General features: G+C 44.6%; 16 protein-coding genes. 10 read left to right on the plus strand and 6 right to left on the minus strand.

Annotated elements, in window-relative coordinates; translation table 11 throughout:
* Positions 1 to 44: 44 nt before the first annotated feature.
* Positions 45 to 1,016 (minus strand): DMT family transporter, encoded by a 972-nt coding sequence (locus FE810_RS05170; RefSeq protein WP_138318964.1) that lies wholly within the window; start codon positions 1,014 to 1,016, stop codon positions 45 to 47.
* A 218-nt stretch (positions 1,017 to 1,234) separates the two neighbouring features.
* On the opposite strand from FE810_RS05170, the gene rpsP reads away from it, so the two are divergent.
* The 4 genes from rpsP to rplS are packed head-to-tail and all read left to right on the plus strand — an operon-like array spanning position 1,235 to position 3,186.
* The gene (rpsP, locus tag FE810_RS05175; protein ID WP_138318965.1) at positions 1,235 to 1,483 is read left to right on the plus strand and encodes a 30S ribosomal protein S16; all 249 of its coding nucleotides are present in this window, start codon (positions 1,235 to 1,237) and stop codon (positions 1,481 to 1,483) included.
* A gap of 33 nt (positions 1,484 to 1,516) precedes the next feature.
* The gene (gene rimM / locus FE810_RS05180) at positions 1,517 to 2,038 is read left to right on the plus strand and encodes a ribosome maturation factor RimM (protein ID WP_138318966.1); all 522 of its coding nucleotides are present in this window, start codon (positions 1,517 to 1,519) and stop codon (positions 2,036 to 2,038) included.
* 4 nt (positions 2,039 to 2,042) lie between these two features.
* Positions 2,043 to 2,807 (plus strand): tRNA (guanosine(37)-N1)-methyltransferase TrmD, encoded by a 765-nt coding sequence (gene trmD / locus FE810_RS05185; RefSeq protein ID WP_138318967.1) that lies wholly within the window; start codon positions 2,043 to 2,045, stop codon positions 2,805 to 2,807.
* A 28-nt stretch (positions 2,808 to 2,835) separates the two neighbouring features.
* Entirely contained in the window at positions 2,836 to 3,186 is a 351-nt protein-coding gene (gene rplS, locus FE810_RS05190; RefSeq protein ID WP_138318968.1) for a 50S ribosomal protein L19, read from the plus strand.
* A 101-nt stretch (positions 3,187 to 3,287) separates the two neighbouring features.
* Here rplS and FE810_RS05195 read toward each other — a convergent pair whose 3' ends face one another.
* The 5 genes from FE810_RS05195 to FE810_RS05215 all read right to left on the minus strand — a co-directional run bounded on the left by FE810_RS05195 (position 3,288) and on the right by FE810_RS05215 (position 8,849).
* The gene (locus FE810_RS05195; RefSeq protein WP_138318969.1) at positions 3,288 to 4,169 is read right to left on the minus strand and encodes an amidohydrolase family protein; all 882 of its coding nucleotides are present in this window, start codon (positions 4,167 to 4,169) and stop codon (positions 3,288 to 3,290) included.
* Between the two features lie 3 nt (positions 4,170 to 4,172).
* A complete protein-coding gene (locus tag FE810_RS05200) occupies positions 4,173 to 5,021 on the minus strand; it encodes a nuclear transport factor 2 family protein (protein WP_138318970.1) in 849 nt (282 codons plus the stop codon).
* Positions 5,015 to 6,121, minus strand: coding sequence for an ester cyclase (locus FE810_RS05205; protein WP_138318971.1), 1,107 nt, complete (start codon positions 6,119 to 6,121; stop codon positions 5,015 to 5,017). The genes FE810_RS05200 and FE810_RS05205 overlap by 7 nt, the downstream gene beginning before the upstream one ends.
* A gap of 146 nt (positions 6,122 to 6,267) precedes the next feature.
* Complete coding sequence (locus FE810_RS05210) at positions 6,268 to 7,227, minus strand: nuclear transport factor 2 family protein (protein WP_138318972.1); 960 nt, start codon at positions 7,225 to 7,227, stop codon at positions 6,268 to 6,270.
* Positions 7,228 to 7,238: 11 nt separating this feature from the next.
* Positions 7,239 to 8,849, minus strand: coding sequence for a sodium:solute symporter family transporter (locus FE810_RS05215; protein WP_138318973.1), 1,611 nt, complete (start codon positions 8,847 to 8,849; stop codon positions 7,239 to 7,241).
* Positions 8,850 to 8,987: 138 nt separating this feature from the next.
* On the opposite strand from FE810_RS05215, the gene FE810_RS05220 reads away from it, so the two are divergent.
* From FE810_RS05220 to FE810_RS05245, 6 genes are all read left to right on the plus strand, one after another.
* Positions 8,988 to 10,004, plus strand: coding sequence for a nuclear transport factor 2 family protein (locus tag FE810_RS05220; protein ID WP_138318974.1), 1,017 nt, complete (start codon positions 8,988 to 8,990; stop codon positions 10,002 to 10,004).
* A 9-nt stretch (positions 10,005 to 10,013) separates the two neighbouring features.
* The gene (locus tag FE810_RS05225) at positions 10,014 to 10,868 is read left to right on the plus strand and encodes an alpha/beta hydrolase family protein (RefSeq protein WP_138318975.1); all 855 of its coding nucleotides are present in this window, start codon (positions 10,014 to 10,016) and stop codon (positions 10,866 to 10,868) included.
* Positions 10,861 to 11,877 carry an ester cyclase gene (locus FE810_RS05230; RefSeq protein WP_138318976.1) on the plus strand — a complete coding sequence of 339 codons (1,017 nt, stop codon included), beginning with the start codon at positions 10,861 to 10,863 and terminating at the stop codon, positions 11,875 to 11,877. The genes FE810_RS05225 and FE810_RS05230 overlap by 8 nt, the downstream gene beginning before the upstream one ends.
* A gap of 509 nt (positions 11,878 to 12,386) precedes the next feature.
* Positions 12,387 to 14,780, plus strand: a complete 2,394-nt coding sequence (locus tag FE810_RS05235; RefSeq protein ID WP_138318977.1) for a TonB-dependent siderophore receptor — start codon at positions 12,387 to 12,389, stop codon at positions 14,778 to 14,780.
* A gap of 394 nt (positions 14,781 to 15,174) precedes the next feature.
* Entirely contained in the window at positions 15,175 to 17,025 is a 1,851-nt protein-coding gene (locus tag FE810_RS05240; protein ID WP_138318978.1) for a tetratricopeptide repeat-containing sulfotransferase family protein, read from the plus strand.
* 144 nt (positions 17,026 to 17,169) lie between these two features.
* Positions 17,170 to 18,294, plus strand: coding sequence for a cobalamin-independent methionine synthase II family protein (locus tag FE810_RS05245; protein WP_138318979.1), 1,125 nt, complete (start codon positions 17,170 to 17,172; stop codon positions 18,292 to 18,294).
* The last annotated feature ends 66 nt before the right edge of the window (positions 18,295 to 18,360 follow it).

Consider the following 18,360-nt stretch of genomic DNA (forward strand, 5'->3'; position numbering starts at 1 on the left):
ATGTATGTATGTATGTATGTATGTATGTATGTATGTATGTATGGTTATTTCTTCAGGGTAAGGCACACTTTTAGCTTAGCGATATTCTGTTTGCTCAATATCTTGTTACCCAGGGCAGTTAATACTGAACCTGCGACGACGAGCATTGCGCCGATGTATGCCAATGTATTGAGCTCTTGGGCGCTGATAAATTGTGGAAAGAATTGCTGCGCGATTGTCGCAAAAAATACCGTAAGCAATGGTGTGATTGCTAATACTGCACTCACCTTAGAAGCCGGCCAAAATTCCAATGATTTGGCGAAACTGCCGTAAGCGATTAGCGTATTGGCGCAACAAAAGACTAACAGTAATATCGCGATCCAGTCGAAACTGCTTACCTGTGCCGGACTAGATACCGGTAAGAAGAATAAACTACTGAACACATAAATTACCCACATGATTTGGTTGGCGGTAAACCGTTTCAGCATTTGCTTTTGCATGATGGCATAAATTGCCCAGGTAACAGAGGCGCCAAGCATAATGACAAAGCCCATGATAAAGTCGTCGCGATCAAGGGTTGAGGAATTGCTAAACTGCTGGTTAAAAAATAACACCAGGCCGATCACTAAAACCACTGAACCGACCATTTGGCCGCGGCTAAACGCTTCTTTAAGGAATATGACACTGCCCAGAAGCATCATTAATGGTGCCATTTGAATGAGCATTTGCGCCGTTTCTGCGGGAACAAAATACAAAGAAGACAAATACAGGATATAATTCAAGCTGAGAAATACAGCGGCAATCGCTAACGGTTTCAGCCAGCGTTTATCTTTACTAAATAGCGCTGGGATTTGATTTTTATTTTTTAAGCCAATTCCGACCAAAACTGCGGCGAACAAAAAGCGATACCAGGTAATGGTATACGAGTCCATAAGCTGCAAAACCGACCCGAGTGCAAGCGGCAATAGGCCCCACATAATCGCGGTGGTAAGCGCTAAGAGCAAACCTTTGGTGTTTTGTTGTGAATCGCTGGTCATACTTTAAAATCTTGAAGTGAAAAGCGCAATATTAGAGAGAGGCGCAGATTCTAGCCTAGTTAATGTGGAATAGCTTGTGTTTCGTTAGAAATTTGTTCGATTATGTTCATTAAGGTTGCTTTTTCTCGGTAAAAGCGTAAAATCTGCGAGCTTTTCTTGCCCCCGTGGTAGGAAAGTGTCTGGAAAAACGTTTTACAACTTATTAAATAGAGGACGGTATGGTTACCATTCGTTTAGCACGTGGCGGCGCCAAAAAGCGCCCATTTTACCAAGTGGTTGTTGCTGACAGCCGTAACTCTCGCGATGGTCGTTTCATCGAGAAAGTTGGCTTCTTCAACCCAACTGCACAAGGTCAAGCGGAAAAACTTCGTTTAGACCTAGATCGTATCAACCACTGGGTTGGTCAAGGTGCAGCATTATCTGATCGTGTTGCTAAATTGGTTAAAGACGCTCAAGCAGCGGCTTAATCGGTTTATCAATAATTGCTACTGGACTAGGTTATGGAAAAAGAAATCATCCTCGGAAAAATCGGTGCTGTTTACGGCATTAAAGGGTGGTTGAAGATTCATTCTTTTACCGAAGAGCCGGAAACAATTTTCGATTATAGCCCCTGGGTATTAAACCTAGGTGGTAACAAACAAAATATCGAAGTAAGTGAGTGGCGTCGCCATAATAATGGTTTGATTGCCAAGTTTACCGATATCAATGACAGAGATGACGCGCAACTGCGCACCGGTGCTGAAATATTAGTGTCCGATGTCCAGTTACCAGAATTGCCGCAAGGTGAGTTTTACTGGCGTGATTTGATTGGTATGGATGTGGTCAACGAACAAGGTTATAACTTTGGTAAGGTGACTGACATTATGGAAACTGGCTCCAATGATGTTTTGGTTGTAAAAGCGAATCGCACTGATGCGTTTGGCAAAAAAGAAAGGTTAATTCCTTATCTTGAAGATCAGGTGATAAAATCTGTATCACTTGATGAGAAAAAAATTGACGTGGACTGGGACCCAGGTTTCTAACTCGATGGCAGACAACACGAAGCGGTTAGAGGTGATAAGCCTATTTCCTGAAATGTTTCATGCAATCACTGAGTTTGGGGTGACAGGCAGGGCAATACGCAATGGGTTAATTGAGTTCCATACCCGGAATCCAAGAGACTTTGCCCATGATAAACATAGTACCGTTGATGACCGACCTTATGGCGGTGGTCCGGGAATGTTAATGATGGTGCAACCACTGCGCGATGCTATCCATGCGGCTCGAGAAGCCGCAGGTGGCGAGGCCCATGTCATATATATGTCACCGCAGGGACGTAAACTGGATCAAGCTGGCGTACGTGAGTTATCGCAATATAAGAATATTGTCCTCATTGCAGGACGATATGAAGGCATCGACGAGCGATTAATCGAGTCGGAAATCGACGAAGAATGGTCAATCGGTGATTATGTGTTAAGCGGTGGAGAAATCCCTGCTATGACGGTAATTGATGCTCTGGCGAGATTTGTTCCTGGCGTATTGGGACACAATCAATCAGCCGAACAGGATTCATTTTCTGACGGTTTATTGGATTGTCCACATTACACCAGACCAGAAGTTTTGGATGACAAATCAGTGCCTAAAGTCTTATTAAGTGGCGATCATGAGCGTATACGCAAGTGGCGATTAGAACAGTCTTTAGAAAGAACTTGGACTCGACGTCCAGAATTATTAACAGATCTAGCTCTGACTGATGAGCAGGAAAAAATGTTACGCGATATAAAAGCGAAACATCAATCCGGCAATAACTAGCAGTGTATTCTAGGCAAAAGGTATAATTATGAGCAATATCATTAAGCAGCTCGAAGACGAGCAAATGAAAACTGACGTACCAGCGTTCGCACCTGGCGATACTGTTGTTGTAAAAGTAAAAGTTAAAGAAGGTGACAAAGAACGTCTTCAAGCCTTCGAAGGTGTGGTAATCGCGAAGAAGAACCGTGGTTTGCATTCATCTTTCACCGTTCGTAAGATTTCTAACGGTGAAGGTGTAGAGCGTGTATTCCAGACACATAGCCCGCTAGTAGCAGAACTTTCTGTTAAGCGTCGCGGTGATGTACGTCAGGCTAAGCTTTACTATCTACGTGAACTTTCTGGTAAGAAAGCACGTATTAAAGAGAAGTTGGCTAAGTAATCATTACTTAATCGCTATTGAAAAAGCCCGCATCAAGCGGGCTTTTTTGTCTCTGTATGAAAGTCTTTTTGGGGATTATCAGGTTCGGTATTGGCCGGCGGTTAGCGACAATTGAGTGAATAGAATTTCTGAGCGGTTTTCGTGCATATCTGTGCTTGCTGTTCGGTATCAAGGCTATTACACAAGGCGAACCATGCATCGCTTAACTGGGCAAAGCTCATATGTAATTTGTCGACGGGAAAATTCGAACCGAGCATGCAACGCTCTGCACCGAAAATTTCGATAGCGGCTAACCCATATTTGATAAAACGCGCTTGATTAAATTGCTGGGTAAACATCGAAAACCCCGACAGTTTAATGTAGCAATTGTCCAGACGAGCAAATTTACTCATCGCCTCTCGCCAACGCTTAAAGCCAGATTCAGATTGATCCCAGGGAGAGGCAAAATGGCACAATACAACGTTGAGTTGTGGCACTGACTGCAATGCTTGCAATACGGGTTCATATTGCTCTTGGGTTAATTGCAAATCAAACGTCAGTTGTTGTTCTGCAATTAGGGCCCAACCATCAACCCATTCATGGCCTTTAAAGACCGGTAATTGATGATTTTCTTCCGGGCTTTTGCCAATCATATGGCGTACGCCTTTTACATGCGGATACTGGCTCTGCTGGGCGAGTTGCTCAGCAAGGTTGGCGCTACGCACATCAACAGCAGCAACAATCGCGGAAATTGGCGCTCCGCTTGCTATGTAGGATTCGATAAGTTGGGTTTCGCGCAGATTATGCTCTGGAATACAGCCAACCTGGATATGCACACTGTTGCGTACTTGGTGCTGATGATCTTGAAGATAATCGCTGGGTAAGTAATTTTTTCGAATCGGATCCGGCTGTCCAAAAAAACGCTTGCTACCCCTAGCTTCAAGCCAGGGATAGCTGAGTTTATCAAGTTCCCAAAGGTGATGATGAGAATCGGTAAAACGCACGAATTAGCCCTGAAACATTGACGAATGAGGAAAGCGTTTCTGGAACGCGAGAATATCGGTTGTGGTTAGTTCCTGCTGGATTTTTCCTTGCTCAAGGCTGAGCATGGTCAGCATAGGTACGCGCACGCGCTGACCATTTTCATCACCATCAAGGTACCATTTGATTGCGACTTGCTCGCCGTCGACTAACACTTGTTCGAGCTGCGCAAATGCGCGGCTTAAGCGAGTCAACCTGGCTAGCACAAAATCAAATAAGTCACTGGAATTGACCTGAGTTTCATTACCCGGAAGTTTAATGGCTGCATTAGCATCGTAAACGGTGTCAATTGCCGCGAGCTGATTCTTTGACCATATTGACCACCAAGAATCCAAGAGTGACGCTAAATCGGCGTTTAAGGCGCTAATCGTCGATGGTATCGCCAACTCACCCTGAAGATGATCCTGCTGGTCATAATCGGCAATGATTAAGGCATCGGCGTCCGGCAGCATTTGGGTTAGCGTTGCTTCATCTTGCCCGGTAGCTAACGCAAGTGCCGGGGTATCGATCATTGCCACAATTGATTTGATCACCTCACCATTACTTTCCAGCCAAAACGTGTAATTAATGTCGACGTTTGTCGTCGTATGGCGAAACGTCAGGTTGGCCGCGATTTGGCTGTCCTGTTTAATGACCTGACTCGCGACAACGTCACTGCGACCCATAGTTGCTAGCCAGTTTTGGACAATCGAGCGTAACTGGTCTTCGCCATAGTGTTTTACATTATGTTGCTGCCAGCAGGTCGAGTGTAGAAGTTTATTCGCCAATGCTTGGATGTCACCCTTGGCAAATGTATTTGTGAGGGCTGTTAACATGACTGTTCTCCTTTCGCGGCGTTAAGACGATTAAAGTCTTTCATCAAGTTGGCATAAGCTGCCACTTCATCAAATACGGTCCACTCTTCCTGGATTTTATTGTCGATAATACGCAGGTGGGTCGAGGCCAGGACAAAATAGTCTTGGCCGTTATACAGACTTAGGCGTTCCTCGCCGGAATGGAAAGTGCCCGCGATAGACCAACGAATGGCAATATCGCAACCTTGACCTTCAAAATCGACGACACCGACATGATCGACCGTCGCTTTTGCATCCGGGACTTGCGCTAAAAAGCGAATAAATACGCCTTTGATACCAGGAATACCTGAGGCTTCGGTGCCCCCTGGCCATTGTACTTTGGCATTGAGATGATAAAGCTCGGCGATATGGCTAAAGCACTTCTCATTGAATAGTTGTTCTATCCAGCGATTAGCGATTTCCACTGCACTTTTATCGACCTTGGTCAGCCATTGGTGCTCCGAGGGCTGGCCTGCTTTGATGCGTACTATTTCATTGTGGCGCCATTGTTCGAAAGTATCATTATCCGGCAATTGGGAAAAATGCTCGGCCGCGTCTAATACATCGATGCCAAGTTGCTTGACCAAAAAGCTGTTATCGCGCATTAACCATTCATAAACAATCTTATTTTCCAGACAGATACAATCGGCAATGGTAGTGACCCGTCCCGTCTTACCGGTTGCCGGGCCAAACTCCGAAGGCCCTTTGTTGGTCATAATGCTGGTAATACGATGGGATGAATAGTAGCCAGCCTTATCGCCTAGATCTCGCCAAATCACGTTCTCACCAATTAGCGAGCGATCGGGAAAAGCGCCGATGGTTTTCAAGGTGTTTTTAACCACAGTTTCAACATCGTCAGAATATCCGCCTAGGGTATGCACCGGGCAATATTCTCCGTAGTAGTCGATGCAAAGACCAACATTCTTTTGTTCCCATATTCGATGGGTAATGCGAATAATATAATCGACAATATCGACAAACTCTGGGTCAAATCCTCGTAGAGTCTGCACTTTTTCACCCTGAGGGTTTAATAGCTCAGGCAAGTTTTTCCAATACAGTTGCGTAACGTTTTGTTGCGACATAATGATAAAATTCTTGTTATCGTTTAATAAAAATATTGACTTCGAAGTCAATTAAAGTCAAATCTATAATGCTTTTTTTGCGGATATGAAACCAATACATAGGGCTTTTGCCATGGCGCCGTATCGCGATAGGGTATTTCGATAACCTATTTAACGTAAAAGGTATCTTGCATCATCGCAAAAACATCGAGCCCCATTTGCTTACACATATGGATAATGTCGATGCCAACCCAGTTCTCAACCAGCAATGAGTCTTGTCGACGCCAGATATCGATAACGCGCAATTCCAAGTTCTTTCCACAAGGGGGAAAACCCAGCCAACCGCCAACGAGATGGCTACCATGCATATGTGGCCAGCCACCGGTCGACACATAGTTCCCTCGTTTCACTACAGTAGCTTTATGATCCACCACCCGGTCTGGAAAACTAAATACAAACGGGCCTTGATGATCACGGCGAAAGCCTTCGATACCGCGGGTGGTGCCGATACCCGCAGGACCGTACCACATAAAATCTGGGCGCCAGAATTTATCCAGATGCATACTTTGTAACGATTGACCGTCAAAGCGACCCAATTCGTCGAGCATCGCCATCACTAATTGTTCGGATTCCTTCGCTTGAGCAGCGGATTCTTGTGCAGGGTACAGGCCATCCATGGTACTTGGCGGCATAATCAAGCCGTCGTGGCCGAGGCTTTTGCGCAGGGGATTAACTCCTGCCTGATTCATCACGTCGATAAAATCGAGAATGATATAGTAATTAGCAACTTTGCCTTGCTCCAATTGCACCAATTCCGTAAAGCGCAGATACAGGCTTTTCTGGGTCGGCTTAATTCCCAATAAATCATGGGTAAATGTACCGACAAAGTAGCCGGTCGCCGCGATCCAGTCGTGCCCCTGGTATTCACTTGAAAATTCAATATAGGCCTTTCGTTCAATATCCGGCATTGCAGTATTAAGAACCTGCCAGTAATCCGTTTGCACCGCATCCAGGCCGTGAATGTCTTCGATTGGATAGGAGACATGCATTTGCATCGCCGCTTGTGCCACAGCTTCAAGGTTGTTTCCGGATTGCAGCGCTTGATAAAATTGATTGATTATCGACATTCTAAAACCCCCTAAACCATAAACTGAATAGAGCCAAGGAAAATCAGAGTCGCGATAAAGAAGGCAAACAGCCAGTAATTGATAGGATCAACTTTACCCGGCACTCGATACCAGCCATTCTCTTTCTCGTCTAACCCTTCTCGGGCAAATTTTAATTGTTGACCTTTAATGGTGTATTCAGAAAGCTCATGTTGCTTACCATCGATCAATCGGCTGGCAATTAAGGTAATCACTGCATTCACTCCAGCACCAATCGCGCAGTACCATGGCCAAGCCACATCGGTGCCTAGGGCTACGGCTGCAACGACTACAAACCCGGTAAATGTTCCGACAAGCAATCCATTTTCCGTCGCCTGTTTAGAGAAGAAACCTAATGCAAACATGCCCAGTTGTGCGCCAACAAAATAAGAACCAACTTTACTCAATACTTCCAGAATCGAACCGGTAGAGTGTAAGTGATACATTATTGCCGGAAAGATTATCAGTACCGCCCAGAACAGGGTGAAAAATCGTGAAACTTTCAGGTAATGGGCGTTGGATTGATCTTTTTTGAAATACTTTTTATAAAAATCAATGGTCGATACGGTCGACAACGAATTAAATGCGGAGTCTAGGCTCGACATCGATGCCGCCATGACGGCTGCCGCAATAATTCCCATAAGTCCTGGCATGCCATACTCTGCGGCAAATTGGAGAATAATGGTATTGTCATTTTCAAATGGCTTACCTTGATAGTAACTGTAAAACAGCACGCCAAGAATGATGAAGAATAGATAAATAAAGAACGCGGCAAACCCCATTAATAAGTAGGATTTTTTCGCATCACCGATATTTTTTGCTGCCAGAGTACGCTGTACCATCATCTGATTAGTACCATATACTGTGGTGTGATAGAGCGTCATGGCAATGATGCCACTCCAGACCGTGGTTGTGGCGCTGAAGTCCCAATCGGTGAGTAATGGGTTTAACTTGCCTTCGGCTTTTAACTGGGTCAGCGAGTCCATAACCGAGAAGCTACTTTCATTAAGCAGGGCATAAAAGATAATGCCGGCACCGGCAAACAGGATGAACGATTGAATCACATCGGTCCAGATTACCGCAGTAATACCGCCAAGCACGGTATAGACCAGTGCAATCGCCGTTACGATGACGATTGCGACAATCACATCAATGCCAGTAATAAAACTGAGTACCACGGAAGTGGCGTACAATACCGCGGCGGAAGACATGGTTTGTGATACCAGCCAGATTGATGAAATCAACGCCCGTGCACGTTTACCGAAACGCTTTTCCTGGTATTCATAGATGGAAGCAACGCCGGCGTTATAGAAAAATGGAAAGAAGAAAATGATCACCGCCATTATCACTAATGGATAATTTAGGTGAATGGCGATAACGCTTAAGCCTTCTTTATAGGCCCAGGCCGGTGCCCCTAAAAAAGTCATCGCACTTACGTAAGTGGCAACAACGGATATACCGATTGCCCACCAAGGGGTGGTTTTCTGACCGACGTAGAAATCTTCATCGGTTTCTATTTTTTTTCCTATCACTAAACCTAACGCGAGGTTTGCAATGATATAAGCTATTAATATGCTCCAGTTCAATGCGCCGAATTCAATCATGTCTTGCTGTTACTTCCCATATTTATCGTTATATTTATTGATTAGCTGCCAGCATCATATTATCAATTGACTTCGAAGTCATTAGTAAATAGCATTCTTTTAACTTAAAAATGATTACAACCAAGTGAATCTCTAAAGATGACAAATTATCAAACAGAAAAAGCCTACGTTTTACAGTATTTTGACGCGATGGAAAATGCATCGATTGAAAACCTGGCTGAAGTTCAACAAGCGTTTATTGGTGATGATTATGAGTTTTTTGGTGTTTACCCATTTAACAAAATTGAGAATTTATGCGATGTAACGGCCAATGTCTGGCACCCGATTTATCAGTCTTTTAAACAACTGCAGCGGCGTCAGGATGTCTTTATGGCAGGTACCAGTGAAATAAATGGTGAAACCTGGGTGATGAGCATGGGCCATTTTATGGGGCTGTTTGATGCGGACTGGACGGGGATTCGAGCTAACCGAAAAGTTGTCATGTTACGTTATGCAGAATTCAATTGTGTCGAAAATGGCAAGATCACCAAAACCGGTTTGTGGCTGGACATCATTGGTTTGATGCATCAGGTAGGCATTAATCCACTGCCGCCGCAGACGGGTGCATCATTTGTGTATCCAGGCCCTCGTCACCACAATGGTCTTCTATTCGAACAACATGATCCGGTTGAGGCAGATAAAACCATGCGGGTTCTCAATACCATGATTGATGATCTTAGCAAGCTCAATCAAACCGGAAATGACAGAGCGGGTCCGGAAGTCATGCAAAAGAACTGGCACGATAATATGACCTGGTATGGTCCTGCGGGAATTGGTGCAACATATACCATCCCTCGATATCAGGAGCAGCATATGTATCCATTTAGGGAAGGATTAACGGACAAGGTTTTTAATGGTCATGTCTGCCGTTTTGCGGAAGGCCAGTTCGCCTGCTTTTTTGGTTGGCCAAATCTTTCTAATAAATCCCAAGGTGGATTTATGGGGCTACCCAGCGGTGATGTTCGTGCCGATATGCGCGTTGTTGATGTGTATTATCGTGAAGGTGATAAATTGCTCGAAAATTGGGTACTAATTGATATTCCTTATTGGCTTAAGCAACAAGGTGTCGATATTCTCGAACGCACCGCATCGATTCTAAATCCAACATTGGATTAGGAACCACTTATGATTGGTGTTCGTATGGTTGCTATATCGCTGTCTCGTATTGTTGGGGCAAGTATTGTTATGCTTTGTACCTGGTGTTCATCCGCCAGCGAATTACAGCCCCTTGATGATAATTCACATGGCTTGTCACGCTATCTTTTGCAATTTGAATCTCAAGGGTTACATCAGTACGCCTTATATATTGTTGGCAGTAACCAGGGATTTTCTGCTCTAGATTTAGTGGTTGTCGCCCACGGATACCACCCAAATCCACCGGATTATGGTAAATTGGCCAATGGTGATTCGCGGCGCCCGGGAAACTATTATCGTCAGTGGGTTGAGGCATATGCATTGGCTGGATTTAATGTGCTGGTGCCCGACTATCGAGGTCATAATCAATCGCAGGGGTTTGGGTTTACCCATCAAGGTGGTAAGGTGAAATTTCCCGAGCAATATTATGCCAGAGACTTGCTCGCCTCGATTGAGGCGCTTGAACAACAAATGAGAAAAGATAAACAAATTGAAAATATTGCTCTGGTAGGCCATTCAATGGGAGGCCCCATTGCGTTTTATGCGGCCAGCCAACTTGCAGAAAAAGTAAAGCTGGTGTCTCTATGGTCATCGGCGAAATATCGCTTTGAGCAGGACAAGAAAAACCCCTTTGATATCCCCTTTATTCTTCATCATGGCGACAAAGACACAACGACACCAATCAGTAACACAGACTATTATCGCCAAAATTTTTCCGATAATTTGCTCTATCAAGGGGTTTATAACACCGAGCAACATATGCTTACACAAGCCGATTTTGCAACCGCAATCGCGATCGATATTCGCTTCATTAAACATTATTTTCACGGACAATCTTATGACTGACACGTTACTCAATAACAAGCAAAAAATTCACCAATTGAGCCAGACGTTATACAACTTCGATGCGGATAATGTGAAAGCATTGCTTAGTGATCTTTTCACTGACCACGCAAAAGTACAACTATGCTTTCCATTTGAGACCCTTGACGGCAGTAATGGATTGTTTAACCAGGCACTAAAGCCTTTATATCAAGCGATCCCCGATTTGGAGCGGCGCGATACCATTATCATATCCGGCCCAACGGGCAAGGGCGAAGAGTGGGTTGGTTGCTGTGGCTATTACTGCGGGACGTTTAGCAACTCATGGTTAGATATTCCACCCACGGGGCATATGGTGTCGATGCGCTTTCATGAGTTTTATAAGTTTGAAAACGGAAAGGTTGTAGAGTTTCAAGGGATTTGGGATATCCCTGAGCTCATGATGCAAGCCAATGCCTGGCCTATGGTACCTAGCCTTGGGCGTGAATGGCACGTGCCAGGCCCTGCCAGCCAGGACGGTTTATCGCAATTTCCATGGGATAAAGCGCAGGCCGAGCATGCGCAGCAAGTTGTCACGGATATGTGTGTTGCTCTTGGTAACTATGCCACTGGCGGGGTGAAAGCGATGCAACTGGATAAATACTGGCATCCTCGCTGTTCCTGGTACGGCCCTTCGGGCATTGGTACGGCGAGAACTATTACCGGGTTTAGAAACTGGCACCAAATTCCTTTTTTAAATGGATTGCCAGACAGGGTAGGGGATCCTCATGCAGGTCATGTATTCTCCGACGGCAATTACACCGCTTTTACGGCTTGGCCCGGCATGTACATGACTGTGAGTGGCTCCGGTTGGCTAGGTATTGCCCCGGGTAACCAGAAAATTTCGATGCGCAGTCTCGATTTTTGGCGCGTTGAAGGGGATCTAATCCGCGAAAACTGGGTATTAATTGATATGTTGTCGGTTTACGATCAGCTTGGTGTCGATGTACTTGGTAGAATGCGTGAATTTAATAAAGCGAGAAATTACACGTAAAAAAACCTAGCTGGATTCAACGCGAATGCAGCTAGATTTACTTCAACGTCGCTACATACCTCCTAATTATTTAATTTTTTCAATTTATTTTGGCTGAAAAAAGTTCAACGCAAAATGAGCGTACCTATTGCATGATAATTCCAATAAATACTTGAAAAGCAATTTGTTATCTTTGTGGAATTCAACGGAGTACAATTGACTAGCTTCATTACCTGTTGATATTTATGGGTTTTTGCTCTTGGTGTTAGGTGGTTTATGCTTTTATGGTGACTCCGAAGTCATTAAATGATTCAAAAAAATGCGTTGATATTAAAGTAAATGAATTGTTTAAAAGTTGTTATCTTTCTAATGGCTCGTTATTAAAGGGTGTTGCAAGGGGTTGCTCTGAAATTTTAGGTTGATATTAAAATGATTTCGAAGTACATTTTTTTCATCCACATAAATACTATTGATAAAAACACACTGAGTGGATTTCAAATTAGATAGAATTTACTTCGGGAATAAAAAAAATGAATAGAAAACCTAAGAGTCTATTAAAATCAGCGGTAGCACTAAGCGTTGCTAACGCGCTGGTCGTAAGCGCTGCTTATGCGCAAGAGAAAGATCAGCAAGATATTGAAAAAATTGAAGTAACAGCAACAAAGCGGGTTACCAGTATACAGGAAGTGCCGCTGGCTGTTACCGCGATCGGTGGTGATGCATTGGTTGATATGCAGATCACCGATATCCTATCCATTGAAAAAGCCATACCCGGTGTAACGGTTGCCAGTTTTGGTAACAACCCGCAAGTTATCCTTCGTGGTGCTGGTTCTGCAGGTACGACAGATATTGCGGTACCGATTTATCATAACAATATGTATTTACCGACTTCAGGCCAGGCACTTGCAGGTTATATGGACGTAGAACGTATCGAAGCGTTGCGTGGTCCTCAAGGTACCTTGTTTGGACGCAATACATTCGGTGGTTTGATTAATGTTATTACCAAGAAGCCGGATACTGAAGAGTTCGATTTTGGTGTCGCAGCCACCCTAGGTGATTACGGCCTGCAAAAATATGAAGGTTTCGTGAACGTTCCATTAGGCGACAATATTGCATTTCGCCTAACCGCGGCTGATGAGCAGCGCGATGGCTATGTTGAAAATATCAACAACCCGGATGGTGATCTGAAAGATTCTGATTACACCTATGTTCGTGGTCAATTATTGTTTACTCCGACCGAAGATCTGTCAATCAATCTGACCATGTCGCACTGGAAAGATACCGGTAATGGAAGCTTAAACTGGGCCTACAAAGCGGCAGGTATTCCGTTAGATAAAAATGATCCGACAAAAATCAACGCCATCGATGGTTATTTAGATCCACGAATGGGTGTTTATGAAGGATGTGCAGGCGAGCCGGATCGTGCCGGTGGTCGTTCGCAAGCCGGTAACGTTTGTACCGGCGATGCATCGGCATCAATTGTTAATGATCCTCGTAAGATTGATTACGACTACACGCCAATTCGAGAGCTGGAAGAAACCGCGGTTTACTTAAATGTGGACTGGGAAGTAGCAAGCCATAGCCTGGTATTGAATGCAGCAGCATTTGATTATGAAGCGATTAACTTGATGGATGCGGAGTTTTCTTCGATGGCATCCTGGGTTGATGGTACATATGGGACAACCAAATCAAAGCAAGTCGATTTTACCATCTCATCATTATTTGATGGGCCACTGCAATATACATTCGGTGTGTACCACTTTGACAGTCAGGATCCGGATAACAAATCTGCGTATCTATTTGGTAGTTTAACTGAATCCTGGTATGCCTACGCCGGTGCAACACCAGAAACCCCTTCCTGGGCTTATTGGAATAACGAAGGACGTGGTGGTACAAAATCGACAGCGTTATATGGTCAGGCAACGTATGCATTAACCGATAAATTAAATGTTACTGCCGGTATTCGTCACACCAAAGATGATCGCGAGTCACAGGGCTCAAATTCATTAGGTTGGGGTAACTGGGAAGATCACTTAGGTCCGGATCTACCTACCTACAACTATGATGGGAAAGAGGTTGAACGTGGCGAAGATTCCAACACCGATTACCGTTTAGGTGTCGATTACGACGTCGCTTCTGACGTTATGGTCTATGCGTCTTACGCAACCGCTTATATCGCGGGTTCGACAGATTTGGCAACTCAGAAACTACTTGACCCGCAAACTAATAAATCATTTGAAATTGGTTTTAAATCGACCTTATTTGATGGTGACTTACGCCTCAATGGTGCGGCATATAATGCCAAATATGAAGGACTAACAACTACTGCGTTTATCGAGCAAGGTGATACTGGTGTTGCCGTGGCGACACAAGTACCTGGTGGTTCAATTAACTCTCGTGGTATTGAGTTGGAAGGTTTCTGGGACGTTACCGAAGATTTAGTTGTTGATTTTGGCGTATCTTTGGATATGTCTGAATATGATGAGTTTATCGTCGGAGCAGGTAATCTGGTCTGGAACGGTGAAGCGCCAATTGGTGCCGAAACGATTAACGGCGCGCACGTATTCGTGATGGATGGTGAAAACACACCTTATACGCCAGATATGACGGTCGGTGTGGGTATCTCATACTTCTTCGATTTAGGCGATATGGGTACGGTGAAACCTTATGTTCATACGTATTACAACAGTGGCTATATGACCAACCGTGCACCGGTATTCTTTGGTGAGCAGGACGCATATGCCAAAGTCGATTTGTCGGTTAAATGGCAATCCGTGGATGGTGACTTCACAGTTCAGGCGTATGTCAATAATGCCACCGATGAGTTAATTCAAACCTACACGGAAATCCTGAGTCGTGCCCGCGTTGCCTATGATTATGCTGCGCCACGCAATATGGGTATCCGCTTCGGTTATAACTTCTAAGTTTAAACCCTCCTTGTGTTAAACTTTTTTAGGCCTACGATGTAGGCCTTTTTTATTACAGGGACGTAAGTATGCCCGGTGAGCAGGATGCGGAGAGGGTGTATACATGGATGTATTTATCCTGAGCGAGCCATGGATGGTGTTAGCCAGGGTTTATTACAGGGACGTAAGTATGCCCGGTGAGCTGCCTATATGGACGTAGGTATATCGATTATGTCTGGAATTGATAATCGATTAGAGGAGAGGGTGTATACATGGATGAAATAGGAAGGTTTCAGGATTCAGGCCTAAGGGGCAAGTTTCATCGTTTGTTGCCTGGTTATTTTATTCAAGGTTAAGACGCGATTAATCAATAGTCAGCGTTATTTCTCAGTTAATTGATGCAGTGGTGATCATGAATCAACAAATCGTAGAGCAGTTACAGCAGGGTTTTCAACTGCTGCAAGCCGGGCAAATTGACCAGGCGAAACTGTGTTTTGAGGCCATTCTTAACGTCGACGCCAATAACGAATTCGCTCTGAATTTGTTGGGGGTAACGTATCTGCGATTGGCTCAACCACAACAAGCAATTGATGTCTTGCACAGAGCGTTGAAGGTCAATCAAAAAGACTCGGAAACGTATGCCAATTTAGGTCTGGCATTTAAAGATTTAAATCAATGGTCAAAGGCGCAAGGCTTTCTTGAACAATCATTGCAAATCAACCCCAAACAACCGACGGTATTAAATAACCTGGGGAATGTTTTTGCTGCCCAGAATCTGCATCAACAAGCGGCCAAATGTTTTGATGCGGCATTAAAACTGGCGCCGGATTATCCCGAGTGTTTATCAAATTTTGCCCAGTCTTTAAAGGAGATTGGCCAGCATACGATTGGCCTGAAAGCGATAGGTGCAGCTCGAAAACTTGAACCTGACAACAGTTATTTTGCGAATGTTCAGGGCGAAATCGAGTTAGCTTGTGGGCAATATCAAGCGGCAGAAAAAAGCTTTAATAACGCCATATCGTTAGGCGACAACCTGGTGGCGAAAGTCAACCTGTCGACCGCGTTAAAGCAAACCGGTTGTTATGCAAAAGCGAAAGATTGTTTGTACGAGGTACTGGCAATTGAGGAGAATAATACCGAAGCTCATCATCACCTTGGGGTATTGCAGGAACAGTTAGGGGAGTTTGACCAGGCCGCTTCCAGCTTTCGTCGGGCGTTACAGTATACGCCTAATCACGCCAGTTCGTTTTATCAGCTGGCGAAATTAAAACAGCAAAGCCTCAGCAAACAAGAAGTCGAAAAAATCAACAACTTGCTAACCGACCCGGTAACTCCGGATGTGTTTAAGGTGTCGTTGTATCTGGCGCTTGGTGTGCATGCCGATAAGCAAAAACACTTCCACCAGGCCATCGAGTATTTTATTCAGGCTAAATCGCTAAAGGCGAAAAAAGTTCCGTATCAGGCTGAGATAACCGAACAATATCGACATGTGGTTAAGGAAATACAACCTCAGGTTGGGCAGGGGCAGGTCGTTGGTAATATGCAGCCGGTGTTTATTGTCGGGATGCCGCGCTCAGGTACCAGCTTAACCGAGCAAATTCTGGCATCACATTCTCAGGTATTTGGCGCTGGCGAACTCGGGTTTATCAATGATTTAATGAAGCAAGCGGAACAGCAAACCCAAACGCGATATCCTTATTGTCTGACCAAGCTATCCACGCAAAGCCTCACTCATCTTGGGCAAACCTATAAACAGCGAATCACACAAACTTTTGGCGAGCATCCTGTGGTTATCGATAAAAACCCGCTTAATTACAATTTTATTGGATTTATCAAAGCGATATTACCAGACGCGAAATTTATCTATTGTAAGCGTCAGGCGATGGATAATTGTGTATCTATCTTTAAACTGCCATTTGACGATAACCAAAGCTATGCTCACGACTTATCCGGTCTTGGCCATTATTATCGTGAACACCAAGCGTTAATGACAATATGGCAACAACAGTTTAGTGATGACATGTTGCAAATCGATTATGAGAATATGGTCATGGATCAGCAGCAGCAAACACAAAACCTGATGGATTTTCTGGGACTTGATTACGAAGATGCGACCGATGAATTTTACAAGACAGAACGAATAGTGATGACGCCAAGCGCTGAGCAAGTGCGCCAACCGATTTATACCAGCAGTGTCAATAATTGGCAAAAATACGGTGACGCCGTTTTGCCGTTAGCCGAGGCTCTACAGATTGATTTATAGGGTCGATTTATAGCGTCGATTTATTGGGCAGGCTAGTGCCACAGGTTGTGTATAAAGATATCTGGGAATATTGATAAACACTTCTTTGGCGTTGGCTAAGTGCTAATTTTCACGATAAAGAATAATGACAACATAAGGACGATTATGGAAAAAGCTATTTTAACGACACACGTTGGCTCTTTACCTCGAGAGCAACAAGTTGTCGATCTGATTTTTGCGCGCGAGCAAGGGCAAGCGTACAACAGAGCCGAGTTTGATCATGTGATGACAGCGCATGTAAATCAAACGGTAAAAAAACAGCTGGATATTGGTTTGGATATTGTTTCCGATGGGGAAACCTCAAAGATCTCTTACGCGACCTATGTGAAAGACCGCTACTCAGGCTTTTCCGGAGATAGCCCGCGCAACGCACCTGCGGATCTCAAATTATTCCCGCAGTTTTTAGAACGACTGGCCAAATCCGGTGGCACACCGACGTATTCACGGCCGATGTGTACCGGTGAAATCGGCGTTAAAGACACGCCAGATTTACAGGAAGATATCAACAATCTTAGCACCTCGGCAACGGAATTGGGTGCAAAACAGGCGTTTATGAATGCCGCATCACCCGGTGTGATTGCCTTGTTTTTGCCGAATCAATATTATGCTAGCCGCGAGCAGTATCTGCAGAAATTAGCCGAGGTGATGAAGGCAGAGTACAAAGCCATCGTTGATGCAGGGCTGCTGTTGCAACTTGATTGTCCTGACTTAGCCTTATCTCGGCATATGTTGTTTAACGATTTAACCGACGAAGCGTTCATTAACATTGCTAATCAACATGTTGAAGCCCTAAATTATGCACTCGAAGGCATTCCATCAGAGAAAGTACGAGTACATATTTGTTGGGGGAACTATGAAGGGCCGCATGTCTGTGATATCCCAATGGCCCGCATGTTCGACACCCTAATGAAGGTCAATGCGGATCACTTATTGTTCGAAACCTCAAACCCCAGACATGCCCATGAATGGCAGGTGTTCAAACAAAGGAAAAATGACATTCCCGAGAATAAAATTCTCGTGCCTGGGGTGATAGATAGCACCAGTAATTTCGTTGAACATCCTGAGGTTGTCGCAGAACGAATTCGCAAGTTCACGGATATTGTTGGACGGGAGCGGGTCATTGCCGGTACCGATTGCGGATTTGGTACTTTTGCCGGTTTTGGTGCGGTTTCACCGGATATTGCTTATGCAAAACTGCAAAGCCTGGTCGAAGGAGCTAAGTTGGTCTAGTGCACCGTCAAGGCCATAAACTCGGTGTTTATCGCCGCAAGTCGGTTTGAGCATGTGATTAGGCCA

It is taken from the genome of Thalassotalea litorea (genome assembly GCF_005843925.1).
Classification (GTDB): domain Bacteria; phylum Pseudomonadota; class Gammaproteobacteria; order Enterobacterales; family Alteromonadaceae; genus Thalassotalea_A; species Thalassotalea_A litorea_A.